Annotated in this window: 15 protein-coding genes; 2 read left to right on the top strand and 13 right to left on the bottom strand. The window is 70.0% G+C overall.

Going from position 1 to position 16787, the window contains the following annotated elements:
• Window positions 1-23: 23 nt before the first annotated feature.
• From nagZ to LZ017_RS06205, 5 genes are all read right to left on the bottom strand, one after another.
• Entirely contained in the window at window positions 24-1526 is a 1503-nt protein-coding gene (gene nagZ, locus LZ017_RS06225; protein ID WP_241299416.1) for a beta-N-acetylhexosaminidase, read from the bottom strand.
• 82 nt (window positions 1527-1608) lie between these two features.
• Window positions 1609-2619 (bottom strand): SIS domain-containing protein, encoded by a 1011-nt coding sequence (locus LZ017_RS06220; protein WP_241396091.1) that lies wholly within the window; start codon window positions 2617-2619, stop codon window positions 1609-1611.
• A complete protein-coding gene (nagA, locus tag LZ017_RS06215) occupies window positions 2612-3751 on the bottom strand; it encodes an N-acetylglucosamine-6-phosphate deacetylase (RefSeq protein ID WP_241299414.1) in 1140 nt (379 codons plus the stop codon). The genes LZ017_RS06220 and nagA overlap by 8 nt, the downstream gene beginning before the upstream one ends.
• Complete coding sequence (locus tag LZ017_RS06210; protein ID WP_241299413.1) at window positions 3748-4491, bottom strand: GntR family transcriptional regulator; 744 nt, start codon at window positions 4489-4491, stop codon at window positions 3748-3750. The genes nagA and LZ017_RS06210 overlap by 4 nt, the downstream gene beginning before the upstream one ends.
• Window positions 4488-5444 (bottom strand): BadF/BadG/BcrA/BcrD ATPase family protein, encoded by a 957-nt coding sequence (locus tag LZ017_RS06205; protein ID WP_241299411.1) that lies wholly within the window; start codon window positions 5442-5444, stop codon window positions 4488-4490. The genes LZ017_RS06210 and LZ017_RS06205 overlap by 4 nt, the downstream gene beginning before the upstream one ends.
• Before the next feature lie 307 nt (window positions 5445-5751).
• On the opposite strand from LZ017_RS06205, the gene LZ017_RS06200 reads away from it, so the two are divergent.
• A complete protein-coding gene (locus LZ017_RS06200) occupies window positions 5752-6462 on the top strand; it encodes a trans-aconitate 2-methyltransferase (RefSeq protein WP_241299409.1) in 711 nt (236 codons plus the stop codon).
• Between the two features lie 11 nt (window positions 6463-6473).
• On the opposite strand, the gene LZ017_RS06195 is transcribed toward LZ017_RS06200, so the two are convergent.
• Genes LZ017_RS06195 through trpE form a run of 6 tightly spaced genes read right to left on the bottom strand, consistent with a single transcriptional unit; the run spans window position 6474 to window position 12140 of the window.
• The gene (locus LZ017_RS06195) at window positions 6474-7157 is read right to left on the bottom strand and encodes a uracil-DNA glycosylase (RefSeq protein ID WP_241299399.1); all 684 of its coding nucleotides are present in this window, start codon (window positions 7155-7157) and stop codon (window positions 6474-6476) included.
• A complete protein-coding gene (gene trpC / locus LZ017_RS06190; RefSeq protein WP_241299397.1) occupies window positions 7157-7960 on the bottom strand; it encodes an indole-3-glycerol phosphate synthase TrpC in 804 nt (267 codons plus the stop codon). Before trpC ends, LZ017_RS06195 begins: the two co-directional genes overlap by 1 nt.
• A gap of 2 nt (window positions 7961-7962) precedes the next feature.
• A complete protein-coding gene (trpD, locus tag LZ017_RS06185; protein WP_241299388.1) occupies window positions 7963-8988 on the bottom strand; it encodes an anthranilate phosphoribosyltransferase in 1026 nt (341 codons plus the stop codon).
• Between the two features lie 13 nt (window positions 8989-9001).
• On the bottom strand, window positions 9002-10042 hold the full coding sequence (gene ltaE, locus LZ017_RS06180; RefSeq protein ID WP_241299386.1) for a low-specificity L-threonine aldolase: 1041 nt from the start codon (window positions 10040-10042) through the stop codon (window positions 9002-9004).
• Window positions 10043-10058: 16 nt separating this feature from the next.
• A complete protein-coding gene (locus tag LZ017_RS06175; RefSeq protein WP_241299384.1) occupies window positions 10059-10643 on the bottom strand; it encodes an aminodeoxychorismate/anthranilate synthase component II in 585 nt (194 codons plus the stop codon).
• Window positions 10644-10655: 12 nt separating this feature from the next.
• Window positions 10656-12140, bottom strand: coding sequence for an anthranilate synthase component I (gene trpE / locus LZ017_RS06170; protein WP_241299382.1), 1485 nt, complete (start codon window positions 12138-12140; stop codon window positions 10656-10658).
• Between the two features lie 330 nt (window positions 12141-12470).
• Here trpE and LZ017_RS06165 point away from each other — a divergent pair, with 330 nt between their 5' ends.
• A complete protein-coding gene (locus LZ017_RS06165) occupies window positions 12471-13097 on the top strand; it encodes a chalcone isomerase family protein (RefSeq protein WP_241299380.1) in 627 nt (208 codons plus the stop codon).
• A gap of 20 nt (window positions 13098-13117) precedes the next feature.
• Here LZ017_RS06165 and gph read toward each other — a convergent pair whose 3' ends face one another.
• Window positions 13118-13789, bottom strand: coding sequence for a phosphoglycolate phosphatase (gene gph, locus LZ017_RS06160; protein WP_241299378.1), 672 nt, complete (start codon window positions 13787-13789; stop codon window positions 13118-13120).
• An 84-nt stretch (window positions 13790-13873) separates the two neighbouring features.
• On the bottom strand, window positions 13874-16645 hold the full coding sequence (locus tag LZ017_RS06155; protein WP_241299376.1) for a TonB-dependent receptor: 2772 nt from the start codon (window positions 16643-16645) through the stop codon (window positions 13874-13876).
• Between the last annotated feature and the right edge of the window lie 142 nt (window positions 16646-16787).

The following is a 16787-nucleotide window of genomic DNA, read 5'->3' as shown; positions in this document are numbered from 1 at the left end:
GAGGGGGAGTGTTCAGGGCTGCGTCAACCCAGTGCCACCGGCGCATGGCCGGCCGCGGCCGAACGACCCTGCAGCCAGGCTTCGATGGCCGCCAGAGCGCCGTCGGCATAACCCCAGCTCACCAGCGTCGGCGCGCTCACGTCCAGCGCCTGGAAGGGGTTCCACAGCACCAGATGCAGGTCCGGCCGCCAGCCCGCCGCCTCGGCGCCGTAGCGAGCGCGGTGGGTGGAGGCGAGCACGGTGAAGCGGCCGTCGCGCGGCAGCTGCATCCAGTCCAGCGCGGAGATGTCGGCCAGCGCGACGACCTCCACGTCGCGGTGCGCGGCGAAGAGCGCGCGCACCTGGGCGCCGGTGGGCCCCGCTTCGGACACGCCATCGGTGGGCACCTCGTCCTGTACCAGCACGCGCAGCGGCGCGTCCAGCGCGGGCGCCTGCGCGCCGCGCAGCGCCGTCAGGCCGGCGGCCCAGGCGCGGCGCATCAGCGCGTCGTCGGCGGCGCGCTGTGCCGCGGCGTAGTCGGCATGGTCCACCGGATAGGCGCGCGCCAGCGCGTCGATGCGCGCCGCGGCCTGCGCCACGCGCGCCTCGCTCAGCACACCGCGCGCCAGCGCATCGTGCAGCGCGCGCAGCGACTGCGCCTGCTCGGCCAGCGAGCCCTGGGCCAGGATCAGGTCGGCGCCGGCGTTGATCGCCAGCTCGGCCGCGCGGGCATAGCCATAGCGGTCGGCGATGGCCTTCATCATCAGCGCGTCGGTGATCACCACGCCGTCATAGCCCCATTCCTCGCGCAGGATGCCGCCCAGGATGCGCGCCGACAGCGTGGCCGGATGATCGGGATCGATGAGCGGGTAGACGATGTGGGCCGTCATCACCGACGGTGCGGCCACCCGGCCCGTGGCGTCCGGCGTGCACAGGGCCTTGAAGGGGCGCAGCTCCAGCGCATCCAGCTCGGCGCGCGACTTCTCCACCGTCGGCAGGTCCAGGTGCGAATCCACATGGGTATCGCCATGGCCGGGGAAATGCTTGATGCAGCAGGCCACGCCCTCGTCCAGCGAGCCGCGCATCCAGGCCCCCGCCAGACGCGTGACCTCGTCGGCGCTCTCGGAGAAGCTGCGCTCGGCGATGACCGGGTTGGCGGGGTTGTTGTTGATGTCCGCGACCGGCGCGAAGTTCCAGTTGATGCCAATGCCACGCAGCCCGCGCGCCACCGCCGCACCCACCTCGCGCGCCAGCGCCGCGTCGCCCGAGGCGCCCAGGGCCATGGCCGACGGCGGCTGCGGCAGGAAGGTGGCGCGCACCACCGAGCCGCCCTCCTGGTCCAGGCCGATCAGCGCGTCCGGCCCCATCACCTCGCGCAGCTCGCGGGTGAGCCGGCGCACCTCTTCCTCCGTGCCCAGGTTCTTGCGGAACAGGCAGACCGCGCGGATGCGGTGCTCGCGCAGGAAGTCCGCGGTCGCCGCGTCCAGCTGCTTGCCCTGGATGTCCACCATCACCAGGCGGCCGGGATGAATTGCTTCGTTGCTCATCGTGTTCTGTTCTGCCTGCAAGCCCGGCATGGGCCGGAAGAGGCCCGAGGCGGCCAGGGACCGCCCCGGACGGGGACATCGCTCAATGCGTCTTCGTCACCTTGGCCAGGTGGCGCGGCTGGTCGGGATTCAGGCCGCGCGCACGGGCCAGCGCCTCCACCATGGGATAGAAGCTCTGCACCGCGGCGATCGGATCCAGGTCCTCGTTGCCGGTGCAGGCGAGTTGCAGCTCGGCGCCGGGCGTGCCTTCGGGGGCCGCCAGCAGCACCCGCGCGCCACGGCCGCGCATCTCCTCGGCCAGTGCCAGCAGGCCGGCCTGGGCCGGTCCGCGCGGCGCGAACACCAGCAGCGGATAGCCCTCCTCCACCAGCGCCATCGGCCCGTGCTTGACCTCGGCGCCCGAGAAGGCCTCGGCCTGGATGCCGCAGGTTTCCTTGAACTTCAGCGCCGCCTCCAGCGCGATGGGCAGCGAGGTGCCACGGCCGATCACGAACAGCTTGTCGGCGCCGACCAGCGCATCCACCGCCGCATCCCAGCGCAGCGCGGCGGCGCGCTCCATCGCCTGCGGCAGCTGCTGCAGCGCCGCGGCCAGGTCCTCATCGCCCTGCCAGGCGGCGACCACGCGGGCACCGGCCAGCAGCTGGGCGATGTAGCTCTTGGTCGCGGCCACGCTCTGCTCGGGGCCGGCATGCAGCGCGAACACATGCTCGGCCGCGTCCGCCAGCGGCGACCCGGCCGCGTTGACGAAGGCCACGGTGCGCGCGCCGGCCTCGCGGAAATAGCGCGTCGGCGAGACCAGGTCCGGGCTCTGGCCCGACTGCGAGAAGGCCAGCGACACCAGCCCGCGCGACTCGATCTGGCTGTGGTACAGCGTGATCAGCGACATCGGCAGCGAGGTCACCAGCCGGCCCAGGCGCGCCATCACCAGATAGGCCATGTAGTGGGCGGCATGGTCGGAGCTGCCGCGCGCGATGGTCAGCAGCCCGGTGGGCGGTTTGTCGCGCAGGGCCTGCCCCAACCGGGCATAGGCGTCCTGGTCGGCCGCCAGCTGACGGGCCACCACCTGCGGCGCGCTCAGCGCCTCCTCAAGCATTCGCGAGGTCACACTCTTCTCCTTCCACGACCACGCGTTGCAGTTGCAAGTCACGGTCCATCACGACGAAATCGGCCCAGGCGCCGGCGGCCAGCCGGCCGCGGTCCTCCAGCCCCAGGTAATCGGCGGCATGGGTGGAGACGCGCAGCGAGGCCTCGGCGATCTCCAGCCCCAGCTGCAGCACCAGGTTGCGCAGCGCCTGGTCCATGGTCAGCGTCGACCCGGCCAGCGTGCCGTCGGGCAGGCGCACGCCGCCCATGCACTTGGTGACGCGGTGGCGGCCCAGGCTGTACTCGCCATCGGGCATACCGGCCGCCGCGGTCGAATCGGTCACGCAGAACAGGCAGGGGATGCTGCGCAGCGCGACGCGGATCGCGCCGGGATGCACATGCAGCAGGTCGGGGATGATCTCGGCATAGCGCGCATGGGCCAGCGCCGCGCCCACCATGCCGGGCTCGCGGTGGTGCAGCCCGGTCATCGCGTTGAACAGATGGGTGAAGCCGCCGGCACCGCGCTGCAGCGCGGCCACGCCGTCTTCATAGCTGCCCAGCGAGTGGCCGATCTGCACCTGGAAGCCCGCGGCGCGCAACTGCTCGACCAGCTCCAGATTGCCCGGCAGCTCGGGCGCCAACGTGATCAGGCGGATCGGCGCGATCGCGTCCAGCGCGCGCACCTCGTCCAGGCTGGCCTTCTTCGCGAAGTCGGGCTGCGCGCCCAGCTTGCCGGGGTTGATGTAGGGCCCCTCCAGATGCACGCCCAGCACGCGGGCGCTGCCCGGCGCGCGCTCGCGGCATTGCGGCGCCAGCGCGACCAGCGCGGACTGGATCTCCTCCAGCGGCGCGGTCATGGTCGTGGCCAGCAGCGCGGTCGTGCCGTGGCGCACATGCAGCCGCGCGATCTGCTCGGCGGCCTGGCCGCCTTCCATGGTGTCGTGGCCGCCGCCGCCATGGACGTGGACGTCGATGAAGCCCGGCAGCACCAGCGGCAGGGACGGGGCACCGTGGCGCACCTCGTACTCCGCGACGGGCTCGCCGCGTACCGCGGTGATGCGCCCCTCGCTGTGTTCCAGCACACCGCGGACAAAGCCGGCCGGTGTCAGTATGTAGCCCTCGATGTGCTGTGCGTCCGTCATCCGTCGCGCCTCATCTCCGCGACGAAGTCGTAGTAATCGCTGCGGCAATACGAATGGGTCAGCTCCACTGCCTGACCCGATTCCAGATAACCCACCCGCGTGATGAACAGCACCGCCTGACCCACCGGAACCTCCAGCAGGCCGGCCAGGCGCGAATCCGCGTTGATGGCTCGAATGTGTTGCAGCGCCCGCACCGGCGCGCGGCCCGCCTGGGCCAGGTATTCGTACAGCGAGGAGCCGACCTTCTGCGGGTCGGGCAGCTGCGCCTCTGGCAGCACGCTCAGCTCATAGGCCATCACGACCTGGTCGGCCAGGCGCAGGCGCTCCAGACGCGCCACGCGCTGCCCGGTGGTCAGGCCCAGCGCCAGCTGCTCATCCGGCGCCGCCATCGCAAAGCCGCGCGTGAGCCAGCGGCTGCTGGGCTTGAAGCCGCGCTGGTGCAGCTCCTCGGAGAAGCTGGTCAGGCGCGACAGCGGCTGCTCCAGCTTGGGCGCGATGTAGTTGCCCGAGCCACGCTTGCGCACGATCAGGCCCTGCTCCACCAGCCGGTCGATCGCCTTGCGCGCGGTCACGCGCGACAGGTCCAGCGATTCCGACAGCACGCGCTCCGACGGCAGCGCCTCGTCGGCCTGGTAATGGCCTTCGCGTATCGCTTGCGCCAGCTTGTGCGCCAGCTGCATGTACAGCGGCGAGGCGGCTTCGGAATCGGGCTTGAACTGGAAGGGCAGCTTGTGGCTCATGAGGCGCTTTCTGTGATGGCGCTGCGCACCAGCAGCAGGGCGCCGTCGGCGGAATCGCCCCGGGGCTGCACGCAGCGGGCCCGAATGTTGCCTGAGAAACCGTCACGCAGACGCAGCGCGATGCTGCCGCACAGTGCCAGCGGCAGTTGCTGCGTCGGATCCAACGCCAGCGCCACGGATGCCAGCTCGGCCACCGCGTCCCGCACCAGGGCCGCGGCCGCGGGGTCCGCCGCGGCATGTTCGAACACCAGCGGCGCGAGCTGCGCATAGGCGTGCTGGCGCGCCTGCGCCACCCAGGCGGAGAGCGCGTCGCGGTCGGGCCGGCCCTGGGCGTCCAGCGCCCCGCAGGCCTGCCACACGGCGTGCGCCAGCGGCCCCTCGGCCGCGCGCCCATCCTGGGCCTTCTGCGCCTGGCGCATCGCCGCCAGGCCCAGCCAGGCGCCGCTGCCCTCGTCGCCGCCGATCCAGCCCCAGCCGCCGACCAGCACCCGCGAGCCATCGCCGCGCAAGGCCTCGCCCACCGAACCGGTGCCGGATGCGATCACGCCGCCGGGCTCGCCGCCATGGGCGCCCAGCACGGTGGTGAAGCCATCGTTGTCCAGCGCCACCTGGGCATAGCCCGGCTGCCGGTCGAGGAAATCGCGCGCCTGCGCCGGCACGCCGGCACCGGACAGCCCCAGGCCGATCGCGGTCTGCTCCAGGGGCAGCTCGCTCAGCCCGGCCTGCTGCGCGGCCGCCTGCGCGGCCTGCTGCACATGGCGCCAGGCCTGGGCCACGCCCTGCCCCAGCGCCGACGGCCCGGCCTCGCCCTGACCCAGCACCCGCCCCTGCAGATCGGTCAAACGCACACGCGTCCCCGTGCCGCCGCCATCCACGCCAAGTAGAAAGCGCAGCCCGGCCAACGCGGGTTTGAGAGGAGCGGCCAGCAACAAGGCCTGGGAGAAACGAGTCATGTTAATACCAGTTTAGTACCAAAAATTTGAAAACGTCAATTGGTACTTCACTGGACTCGCTTCGCACGGTGCGAAGGACTTTCCGGGGCAGGTCCGATCGAGTCAGAACGGGGACTCATGCCCCTTGCCGTCTGGGTTATGCCTCGATCAGGCTGGGCACCAGCCAAGCACCCGCTGGCGCGACCACCACGATACCAGTCATTGTCGCGGCGCCAACCGGGGTCTGCCCGAGGACGGATCACGCAACAAACGGCGCGCGCACCTCCGGACCCGCACAATCCGCGCACAGGCCCGCCCAGGAGTCCGCATGAAGCCGACGACCACCGAGCCGCTGTTTTCCGGCAGCGGCCCCGGCCCACAGACCGCCGACGGCTGCTCAGTGGAGCTGTACCGTGACCTGCCCTATCGCGGAGAACTGCAGGCGCTAAGCCCCTGGCTGGGCGCCGGCACCCGAGTCCTGGAACTGGGCTGCGGCCCCGGCCGCCTCACTCGCCCCCTGTTGGCGCAGGGCTGTTCCGTGGTCGCGGTCGACAACTCGGCGGAGATGCTGACTCATCTTCCATTGCGGGCGCAGGCCATGCATGCGGGCATTGAGACGCTGACCCTGGCAGAGCGTTTCGACGTGGTGCTGCTGGCGGCCGGGCTGATTCACATGCCGGCCGCCGAAACCCGACATGCCTTTGCCGCCTGCGCCGCCCGCCATCTGCGACCCGGAGGACTGTGGCTGGTCCAGGTTCATGACGCCGACTGGCTGGCACGGGTCACGCCGGGCCGCGTCACCGGAGACGAAGGCGACGACAAGGACCTGGTCCTGTGGGTCTACCATGTGGAGCGCACCCAGGGCCAGGTGGCCATGACGCTGCGCTATGCGCGGGCCGATGGACGGCAATGGACGCACTACTTTCGCATCCAGCCGCTGGACGAACCCGCGCTGCGCCAACTCGCCCGGGAGGCCGGCTTCCAGGACATTGACTGGGTCGATGCCAGCCGACGCTGGCTGCGCTGCGAGATGCCCTGAGTCGCGCCCGCCTAGAGCTGCCAATCCAGCGCCACGCCGCGCTCGGCCAGCCAGCGCTGCGCCTGTCCGAAGTGGCCACAGCCCAGGAAGGGTAGCGGCGGGCGGTTGGCCGACAGCGGCGAGGGGTGGTTGGCCTGCAGCACCAGGTGGCCCTGGCCGGCGGCCTCGATCAGCGCGGCCTTGGCCTGCGCATGCGCGCCCCACAGCAGATAGGCCTTGGGCGCGGGGTCGCGCGCGGTGGTGGCGATCAGCGCGTCGGTCAGCGATTCCCAGCCCTTTTTTGCATGGCTGGCCGGCTGGCCGTCTTCCACCGTCAGGCTGGTGTTGAGCAGCAGCACGCCGCGCTGGGCCCAGGGCACCAGGCTGCCGGACATCGGCGGCCGCTGGCCCAGGTCGCGCTGCAGTTCCTTGAAGATGTTGCGCAGCGAAGGCGGGAACTTCTGCCCCTCGGCCACGGAGAAGGCCAGCCCCTCGGCCTGACCGGGCCCGTGGTAGGGATCCTGGCCCAGGATCACGGCATGGACCGCGGCGCGCGGGGTCAGCCGCAGCGCGCGCAGCGGCTCGGGCGGGTAGATCGTCGCGCCGGCCGCCAGGCGCTCGCGCAGCAGCGCCTGGATGCGCGCACCCTCGGGCCCGTCGCGCCAGGCATCGAGCACCGGCTGCCAGCCGGCCTCCACCGTCCAATCGATCTGCATCAGCGGGCCGTGGTGCCGAACAGCTGCGCCAGCGCGGCGCCGGGATCGGGCGCGCGCATGAAGGCCTCGCCGACCAGGAAGGCGTTCACCTGCGCGTCGCGCATGCGGCGCACATCGTCGGCCGCCAGGATGCCGGACTCGGTCACCAGCAGCCGGTCCGCCGGCACCTGCGGCAGCAGCGCCAGCGTCGTGTCCAGCGTGACCTCGAAGGTCTTGAGATTGCGGTTGTTGATGCCCAGCAGCGGGGTCTTCAAGCGCAGCGCGCGCTCCAGCTCGTCGCCATCATGGACCTCGACCAGCACATCCAGGCCCAGGCCACGCGCGCAGTCCTCCAGCTCGGCCATCGGGCCGTCGTCCAGGCTGGCGGCGATCAGCAGGATGCAGTCCGCGCCCATCGCCCGCGCCTCGTAGACCTGGTAGGGGTCGACCATGAAGTCCTTGCGCAGCACCGGCAGCGCGCAGGCGGCGCGCGCCTGCTGCAGATAGGCCACGCTGCCCTGGAAGAAGGGCTGGTCGGTCAGCACGCTGAGGCAGGCCGCGCCATGGCGCGCATAGCTCTGCGCGATCTCGGCGGGACGGAAGTCCTCGCGCAGCACGCCCTTGCTGGGGCTGGCCTTTTTGATCTCGGCGATCACCGCGGGCTGCCCGGCCGCGATCGCGGCGCGCAGCGCGCGCTCGAAGCCGCGCGGCGCCTCGCCGCGGGATTCGGCCTCGGCACGCAGCGCGGCCAGCGGCCGCCGGGCCATCGCGGCGGCCACCTCCTCGCGCTTGACCGCGTTGATGCGATGCAGGATGTCGGACATCGTCAGCTCCCCTGGGACGCCGCGACGAACTGGTCCAGCTTGGCGCGCGCGGCGCCGCTGTCCAGCGCGCTGCGCGCCCGGTCTATGCCTTCGGCGATGCTGGCCGCGACATTCGCCGCGTACAGCGTGGCGCCGGCGTTGAGCAGCACGATGTCGCGCGCCGGGCCGGTCTCGCCGCCGAGCACGCCCAGCAGCATGGCCTTGCTCTGCGCCGGGCCTTCGACCTTGAGGCTGCGGTTGGAGGCCATGGGCAGGCCAAAGTCCTCGGGATGGATCTCGTACTCGCGGATCTCGCCGTTCCTCAGCTCGCCGACCAGCGTGGCCGCGCCCAGCGAGATCTCGTCCATGCCGTCCTTGCCATAGACCACCAGCGCATGCTCAGCGCCCAGGCGCTGCATCACGCGCACCTGGATGCCCACCAGGTCGGGGTGAAAGACGCCCATCAGGATGTTGGGCGCGCCCGCCGGGTTGGTCAGCGGGCCCAGGATGTTGAAGATGGTGCGCACGCCCAGCTCGCGGCGCACCGGCGCGATGTTCTTCATCGCCGGATGGTGGTTGGGCGCGAACATGAAGCCGATGCCGCTTTCCGTGACGCAGTGCGCCACCTGCGGCGGCGTCAGGTCCAGACGCGCGCCCAGCGCCTCGATCACATCGGCGCTGCCGGTCTTGCTGGAGACGCTGCGGTTGCCATGCTTGGCAACCTGCGCGCCCGCCGCGGCGGCCACGAACATCGAGCAGGTGGAGATGTTGAAGGTGTGCGCGCCGTCGCCGCCGGTGCCGACCACGTCGACCAGATGCGGCAGCGCCGGCAGCGGCACCTTGACGGAGAACTCGCGCATCACCTGCGCCGCGGCGGTGATCTCGCCGATGGTCTCCTTCTTGACGCGCAACCCGATCAGCAGCGCGGCCGCGGTGACCGGCGACACCTCGCCGCTCATGATGCGGCGCATCAGCGCCAGCATCTCGTCGTGGAAGATCTCCCGGTGCTCGATGACACGGGTCAGGGCTTCATGGTCGGTGATCGGCATGACGGATCCTCTCTCAGGCGGCAAAGTACTCGCGCGTCGCGGCGATGGCGCGGTCGACGCCCGCGGCATCGACATCGAGATGGGTGACGAAGCGCAGCCGGTACAGCCCCGTGGCCAGCACGCCGCGCGACTTCAGGAAGGGCAGCAGGCCCTGGGCCTTGCCGGGCGCGCTGACGTCGGCGAACACGATGTTGGTCTGCGGCGCCTCGACGGCAAGACCTGGCACCGCGGCCAGGCCATCGGCCAGGCGCTGCGCCAGCGCATGGTCCTGCGCCAGGCGCTCCACATGGTGGTGCAGCGCGTAACGCGCCGCCGCGGCCAGCAACCCGGCCTGGCGCAGGCCGCCGCCCGTCATCTTGCGCCAGCGGTGCGCGCGGGTGATGAACTCGCGCGAGCCGCACAGCACCGAGCCCACCGGCGCGCCCAGGCCCTTGGAAAAACAGACCGAGACGCTGTCGAAATGGCCACAGATCGCGCGCGCCGCCGCATGGGCGTCGGCCGCCTCGCCGCGCTGCGCCACGGCGACCGCGGCGTTGAACAGCCGCGCGCCATCCAGGTGGCGCGCCAGGCCGCGGCGCTGCGCCAGCGCCGACGCGGCGGCCAGGTAGCCCATGGGCAGCACCTTGCCGCCGATGGTGTTCTCCAGCGCGAGCAGCCGGGTGCGGGCGAAGTGCGCGTCGTCGGGCTTGATCTGTGCCTCGATCTCGTCCAGCGGCAGGCTGCCATCGGGCGCATGCGCGATGGGCTGCGGCTGGATGGAACCCAGCACCGCCGCGCCGCCGCCCTCCCAACGGTAGGTGTGCGCGTACTGGCCGACCAGGTATTCGTCGCCGCGCTGGCAATGGCTCATCAGCGCGCAGAGGTTGCTCTGCGTGCCGGTGGGCATGAACAGCGCGGCCTCGAAGCCCAGCCGCTCGGCCAGCTCGGCCTGCAGCGTGTTGACGCTGGGATCATCGCCAAACACGTCGTCGCCCAGGGGCGCCGCCATCATGGCCTCGCGCATCGCGGCGCTGGGCTGGGTGACGGTGTCGCTGCGCAAATCCACGATGCTCATCGGGGCCTCCCGGGGGTCAGAGCGCGAGCTCGAGGAAGTTCTTCAGCATCGCGTGCCCGTGTTCGGACAGGATGGACTCGGGGTGGAACTGCACGCCTTCCAGCGGCGTCGCGCTGCCGGCCAGCTGCCGGTGGCGCACGCCCATGATTTCGCCGTCCTCGCTGCGCGCGCTGACCTCCAGCTCCGGCGGCAGCGTGGCCTCATCGATCACCAGCGAGTGATAACGGATCACACTGAACTGCTCGGGCAGCCCCTTGAACACGCCCTTGCGGTCGGTCGTGATGGTGCTGGCCTTGCCATGCATCTGCGTCCGGGCGCGGACGATGGCTCCGCCCAGCGCGGCGCCCATGCTCTGGTGTCCCAGGCAGACGCCCAGGATGGGCAACTGCCCCTTGAAGCGCTGCACCGCGGGCACGCAGATGCCGGCCTCGTTGGGCGTGCAGGGCCCCGGCGAGAGCACCAGGTGGCTGGGCTTCAGCGCCGCGATCTCGTCCAGCGTGATCTGGTCGTTGCGCACCGTTTGGACCTCGGCACCGAGCTCGGCGAAGTACTGCACCAGGTTGAAGGTGAAGCTGTCGTAGTTGTCGATCATCAGCAGCATCTGGGCACTCCTTCAAAAGCCTTCTTCCACCAGCTCGGCCGCACGCAGCAGTGCGCGCGCCTTGGCCTCGGTCTCCTTCCATTCCAGCTCGGGCACCGAGTCGGCGACGATGCCGGCGGCGGCCTGCACATAGAGCATCTGGTCCATCACCACGCCGGTACGGATGGCGATCGCCAGGTCCATGTCGCCGCCAAAGCTCAGATAGCCGCAGGCGCCGCCGTAGATGCCACGCTTGACCGGCTCCAGCTCGTCGACGATCTCCATCGCGCGGATCTTGGGCGCGCCGGACAGCGTGCCGGCCGGGAAGCTGGCGCGGAACACGTCCATGTTGCCCACGCCCTCCTTCAGCAGCCCCTCGACGTTGCTGACGATGTGCATCACATGCGAGTAGCGCTCCACCGCGAAGGCGTCGGTCACCTTGACGCTGCCGGTGCGGGCGATGCGGCCGACGTCATTGCGCGCCAGGTCGATCAACATCAGGTGCTCGGCACGCTCCTTGGGGTCGGCCTTCAGCTCGACCTCCAGCTGCTGGTCCTGCTCGGGCGTGCCGCCACGCGGGCGGGTGCCGGCCAGCGGCCGTATCGTGACCTTGCGCCCCTCCGGCGTGGACTCCTGGCGTACCAGGATCTCCGGCGAGGCGCCGACGATTTGAAAGTCCCCCATGTCGTAGAAGTACATGTAGGGGCTGGGGTTGAGCGAACGCAGCGCGCGGTACAGGCTCAGCGGCGACTCGGTGTAGCGCTTCTTGAGCCGCTGGCCGAAGACGATCTGCATGCAGTCGCCCGCGGCGATGTAGGCCTTGGCACGGTCGACCGCGGCGAGGAAGTCCGCCTTCGCGAACTCGCGCTCCACCGGATGGGCCTGGCCACGCCGCACCTGCGGTGCGCTGACGCTATAGGCGAGCTTGTCGCGCAGCTCGGTCAGGCGCTTCTTGGCGCGGAAAAAGGCCTCGGGCTGGCCCGGGTCGGCATAGACGATCAGGTAGAGCTTGCCGCTCAGGTTGTCGATGACGGCCAGTTCCTCGCACTGCAGCAGCATCACGTCCGGCGTCGGCAGCCCGCCCGGCGGCGTGCTGTCGGCCAGGCGTGGCTCGATGTAGCGCACCGCGTCGTAGCCAAAGTAGCCGGCCAGGCCGCCGCAAAAGCGCGGCATGCCCGGGCGCAGCGCCACCTTGAAGCGTTGCTGGTAGGCCTCGATGAAGGCGAGCGGATCGCCCTCGTGGGTTTCGACCAGCTCGCCATCGCGCAGCACGCGGGTGGTCTGGCCTTCGCTCTTGAGCACGGTGCGCGCCGGCAGCCCGATGAAGGAATAGCGGCCGAAGCGCTCGCCGCCCACCACCGATTCCAGCAAGAAGCTGTGGCGGCCCTGGCCGGAGCCGGCACAGAGCTTGAGGTAGAGGGACAGCGGGGTTTCGAGATCGGCGAAGGCCTCGCTGATCAACGGAATGCGGTTGTAGCCTTCGGCGGCCAGGCTCTGGAATTCAAGTTCGGTGATCACGTCGTCAACCCTGTCGGGAGTGCGGCCGCGCAAGCGCGCAGCCACACGGTATCAGGTCGCTTGTTGGACCTGCCCCAGAACAGGCATGGTGACGCCAGGGTGTGCCCGCGCGATGACGGGCAGCAAGCAACAACAAGCGGCTTCAGGCGAAGTCGGGCAGGCGTCGCCAGGGCCAGGCTCCCCGGTCGTTCGACCCCTTGATGTGCTTGCGCGTGATGAACATGATGCGGATCAGTGTAGCAGGCTTGCCCCTATCCCAAGCTTGCAGGGCGCTGACGCATACTCCGGGTCAGCCGGCCATGTCGAGCCGGTCCCAGATGGAGCGAGACAATGCGTCGCACGTTGCTGGTCGGACTGTTGATGTCCGGTCTCATGGCTTTCGCCGCCCAGGCTCAGACCTCCGGACAGGTGGCCCCGTCGGCGCCGCCTCAGGGCGTGGAGGTGGCCGGTGTGAAGTACGAGCCCGTGGCCGAGGTCGCGGGGCAGAAGCTGCAGCTCAATGGAGCCGGCATCCGCTACAAGGCCATCTTCAAGGTGTACACCGCCGGCCTCTATCTGGGCAGCCGTGCCGGCAGCGCCGATGCGGCGCTGGGCGCCAGCGGCCCCAAGCGCCTGCACATCCAGATGCTGCGCGAGATCGACGGCAACGAGCTCGGCAAGCTGTTCACCAAGGGCATGGAGGACAACGCCAGCCGCGACGAGTTCGGCAAGGCCATCAATGGCGTGCTGCGCATCGCCGACATCTTTGCCCAGAAGAAGAAGCTGAGCAGCGGCGAGAACTTCACGGTGGACTACATCCCGGGCACCGGCACCGTGGTGCTGGTCAACGGCAAGCAGGTCCCGGGCGACGCGATCAAGGAGCCCGAGTTCTACACCGTGCTGCTGAAGATCTGGCTGGGCAAGTCGCCCGCCGACCATCAGCTCAAGGACGCGCTGCTCGGCCAGTCCAAGCGCTGACGACGGGCCCTGGCGCGGCGTCAGGCCGGCAGCAGCGCGCGCAAGTCGTCCAGGCTGTCCAGCAGCCGGTCGGCGCCAACCGCGTCCACCGGCTGGCCGTGGTTGTAGCCATAGCGCACCAGCAGCACGGCGGCGCCGGCCGCACGCGCGGCACGCGCGTCGTTGCTTGAATCGCCAATCATCCAGGCCTGCGCCGGTGCCACGCCCAGCGCCTCGCAGGTCTTCACGATGGGCAGCGGATCGGGTTTCTTGCGCTCGAAATCGTCGCCGCCGAAGACGCGGTCGAAATAGCCGTCCAGCCCCTTCACGCGCAGCAGCTCGCGCGCGAAGGCCGCCGGCTTGTTGGTCAGGCAGGCCATGGGCCGTCCGGTGGCGCGCAACGCGCGCAGCCCCGGCTCCACGCCGTCGTACACCCGCGCATGGCGGCCGTTCAGCGCGCGGTAGTGGCGCTGGTAGGCGGCCCAGGCCTCGTCGTAGCGCTCGGACGGCGCGCCCACCTCGCGCAGGCAGCTGCGGATCAGGTGTTCGCTGCCCTGCCCCACCGTGTGCTCGACGAAGTCGCGCGACACCGCCGGGTAGCCCAGCTCCTGCAGCGTCAGCGCCAGCACGGCGACGAAATCCCCCAGCGTGTCGACCAGGGTGCCGTCGAGATCGACGAGAAAGGCATGGGGCGTGGGCAGCGAGGCGGACATGGGTGGGCAGTGTAGACGGCGATGAAAAAACGGCGCGCCGCCCCGGAGGCAGCGCGCCGTTCATGGCGCCTTGGCGCCTGGCGATCAGAACTTGTAGCTCGCGCCCAGCAGGTACTGGCGGCCGTACTTCTCGTAGATGGCCGGATAGAGCAGGTCCGCCACCTTGCCGCTGTTCGCCGCCACGCTCATCTTGGTGCGATAGGGCTCGTTGGTCAGGTTGTTGACCTGGAAGGTGAAGGACAGGCCCTTCAGCGGCCCCTGCTCGAAGCCATAGCCGATCTGCAGGTCCACCAGGCGCTCGGGCTCGATCAGCGTGTACTCCGTGTCGCCGATCGCGGTGCGCTCCTGCGCCAGGAAGCGCGAGCGGTAGCGCTGGCCCACGCGCGCCTGGAAGCCGTGCTTCTCGTAGTAGACGCTCAGGTTGTAGACCGTACCGGACAGGCCGTCGAGCGGGTTCTTCAGGTCATTGCCCTGGTGGATGTTGCTCTTCGTGAAGGAGGCGTTGACGAGCGCGCCAAAGCCGTCCAGCGCCTGCGTCAGCATCGCGCCGTCCAGCGCCGCGGTGAACTCGGTGCCGCGCACCCAGCCGCCATTGCCATTGGCCGGCGCGTTCACGCTGCCCATGTAGGTGACGATGGGCTTGCAGGTGGGCTCCTTGCAGGGGTCGGGGAAGCCGCTGAAGTCATAGGGCACGTTCTGCTTGTAGACCGTGGACTTCAGGTTCTTGTAGAACACCGCGGCCGACACATAGCTGCGCTTGCTGAGGTACTTCTCCAGCGAGAGGTCCACCGCGTCGGCGCGCCAGGGTTCCAGCTTGGGGTTGCCGCCATTGGCCGACCACAGGCCCGGGCCGGTCTGCGCGCGCGAGATGTCGCGGATGCCGGCGCGCATGTCCTCCATCGCCGGACGCGCCAGCACACGCGCCAGGCCCAGGCGCAGCACGCTGCTGGCGCCCAGGTCAGCGGCCAGGTTCAGGCTGGGGAGCACGTCGGTGTAGCTCAGCGAACCGCTGATCGGCGCGGCCGTGTTGTCCTGCCAGCGGATGCCCGAGCCGGTCTGCTGCGTGTGCACCACCTGCAGCCCGGCGTTGCCGCGCACCGGCAGGCCCCAGACGAAGTCCAGGTTGAAGCGCGCGAAGCCGGTCGTGACCTTCTCGCGCACGCCCCACTGGCGGTTGGGCGCGTCGCTGAGGTCGGACGGACGGGCATTGAACAACCCCATGTCCAGCAGCGCCTGCACGTCGAAGTTGGCCACCGCCGGGATGCTGCCGAAGCCCAGGCTGGCCGGCGCCATCAGGCTGCCCTGCGGGAAGGGCAGGCTCTTCGCGCCGTTCTTCAGGTCGTAGGCTTCCTTGATCTGGCTGTAGTCCTTGCTGCGCTCGCTGTAGTTGAAGCCGCCTTCGAAGTGGGTCACCGGGCCCCATTCCAGGTCGCGCTTGACCGCCACACGCGCGCTCTTGAGTTCGTCGCGCACGTCGAAGTAGCGCGTCGAGCCGATCTGGCCCCAGGCGTCGACCTGCTTGAGCTGGACCTTGGACGGATCGGCCCAGTCCAGCGTCGGCACGAACTGCGAGAAGCCGTTCAGCGAAACGTTGATGCTGCTGAAGCCCGACGCGCCCACCGGCCCGGCATACAGCTCGCCGGTGCGTTCGTTGCGCTTGCCCTTGGAGTAGGCCAGATCGCCGATCAGCGTCCAGTCGCCCAGCTTGTGCTCATGGTTCAGGCCCAGCGCGCCAATGTGGTCGTCGCGCCGGTTGCGCCGCGACAGCAGCTTGGCCGAGATGTCGTCGATCGCGCCACCGACGACCACCTTCTCGCCCTGGAAGTCGCCGTACACCGGGTTGCGATAGGTCACGCCGTTCCAGGGGTTCATCTCCGCCTGGAACTCGCGGCCGACGAACTTGCGGCTGAAGTCGGAGTAGTACAGGTCCAGCACCGTGTGCATCTGGGGGTTGGGCCGGTACTCCAGCACGGCCATGGTGCCGTTGCGCACCTGGTTGGCCGAGTAGGCCGTGGCCTCGAAGCCCTGCAGCGCGACGGCGTCGCGCGCCAGCCCCTTGATGCCGCAGTCGCCGCCGCACCAGTCCGGCGGATAGGCCGTGGTGTTGGCGGTGTTGGCCCACCACCAGTTCTTGTAGTGCTGCTGCTGCTCGGGGCTGTCCAGATGGGCGAAGCCCACGGCCAGACCCAGGGTGCGGTTCGCGAACTGGTCGACGTAGGAGAAGCTCAGGCGCTTGCCCTTGTTGCTGATGCCGGGGATCTGCGCGCCGTTGGAGTTGGACTCGCCACGCACGTTGATGCTGCCCTGACGGCCAGCGAAGGCCAGCGGCCGCACCGCCAGCATGTTCACCGTGCCCGACAGGCCCTGCGCGCCCAGCGCCGCGTCGGGCGTCTTGTAGACCGTGGCACCGCCCATCAGCTCGGACGGGAACTGGTCGAACTCCACCGAGCGGTCCGCGCCGCTGCTGATCATCTCGCGGCCATTGAGCAGGGTCACGCCGTACTTGGGCCCCATGCCGCGGATCGAGATGCCCTGCGTCGTCCCGTTGACGCGCTGGCCGGCCAGGCCGGGCAGGCGCGCCAGCGACTCGGCGATGCTGACGTCGGGCAGCTTGCCCAGGTCTTCGGCGGTGATGGATTCGACGATGGAATCGGCATTGCGCTTCACCGAGATGGAGCTCTCGATCGCGCCGCGGATGCCGGTGACGACGACCTGGTCCAAGGCCTTCACCTCGGAGGCTGGCGCCGCAGGCTGGGTCTGCGCGCCCGCGTGCAGCGCGAACGTCGCGCAGGCCAGTGCCACCGGCGTGGCAAGCAGGCGCCGTGCGGAGGCGGCGGAGTGGGATCGGGTACTCATGCAAGGGTCTCCTGTCTTGTGGTCTTGTGGATCAGCTCGTTCGTCGAGGCTCGGGTCGCACGCGCCGGCTGGGGAGGGACGCGATTCGGGGGCCGTCTGCGCCGGCGCATCCGTTAACTGTCTGTTAATGGATCTGCCCGCG

The organism is Pelomonas sp. CA6, from assembly GCF_022549225.1.
In the GTDB taxonomy this organism is placed as follows: Bacteria; Pseudomonadota; Gammaproteobacteria; order Burkholderiales; family Burkholderiaceae_C; genus Roseateles.
This window is presented reverse-complemented; position numbering and strand designations above follow the sequence as displayed.

Excerpts from the sequence above, each read along its gene's own strand:
- nagZ (WP_241299416.1), bottom strand. The coding sequence starts at position 1,526 with ATGAGCAACGAAGCAATTCATCCCGGCCGCCTGGTGATGGTGGACATC.
- trpD (WP_241299388.1), bottom strand. The coding sequence starts at position 8,988 with ATGCCGATCACCGACCATGAAGCCCTGACCCGTGTCATCGAGCACCGG.
- nagA (WP_241299414.1), bottom strand. The coding sequence starts at position 3,751 with ATGACGGACGCACAGCACATCGAGGGCTACATACTGACACCGGCCGGC.
- gph (WP_241299378.1), bottom strand. The coding sequence starts at position 13,789 with ATGTCCGCCTCGCTGCCCACGCCCCATGCCTTTCTCGTCGATCTCGAC.
- trpC (WP_241299397.1), bottom strand. The coding sequence starts at position 7,960 with ATGTCCGACATCCTGCATCGCATCAACGCGGTCAAGCGCGAGGAGGTG.
- LZ017_RS06220 (WP_241396091.1), bottom strand. The coding sequence starts at position 2,619 with ATGCTTGAGGAGGCGCTGAGCGCGCCGCAGGTGGTGGCCCGTCAGCTG.
- LZ017_RS06195 (WP_241299399.1), bottom strand. The coding sequence starts at position 7,157 with ATGCAGATCGATTGGACGGTGGAGGCCGGCTGGCAGCCGGTGCTCGAT.
- LZ017_RS06205 (WP_241299411.1), bottom strand. The coding sequence starts at position 5,444 with ATGACTCGTTTCTCCCAGGCCTTGTTGCTGGCCGCTCCTCTCAAACCC.
- ltaE (WP_241299386.1), bottom strand. The coding sequence starts at position 10,042 with ATGAGCATCGTGGATTTGCGCAGCGACACCGTCACCCAGCCCAGCGCC.
- LZ017_RS06210 (WP_241299413.1), bottom strand. The coding sequence starts at position 4,491 with ATGAGCCACAAGCTGCCCTTCCAGTTCAAGCCCGATTCCGAAGCCGCC.
- LZ017_RS06175 (WP_241299384.1), bottom strand. The coding sequence starts at position 10,643 with ATGCTGCTGATGATCGACAACTACGACAGCTTCACCTTCAACCTGGTG.
- LZ017_RS06200 (WP_241299409.1), top strand. The coding sequence starts at position 5,752 with ATGAAGCCGACGACCACCGAGCCGCTGTTTTCCGGCAGCGGCCCCGGC.
- LZ017_RS06155 (WP_241299376.1), bottom strand. The coding sequence starts at position 16,645 with ATGAGTACCCGATCCCACTCCGCCGCCTCCGCACGGCGCCTGCTTGCC.
- LZ017_RS06165 (WP_241299380.1), top strand. The coding sequence starts at position 12,471 with ATGCGTCGCACGTTGCTGGTCGGACTGTTGATGTCCGGTCTCATGGCT.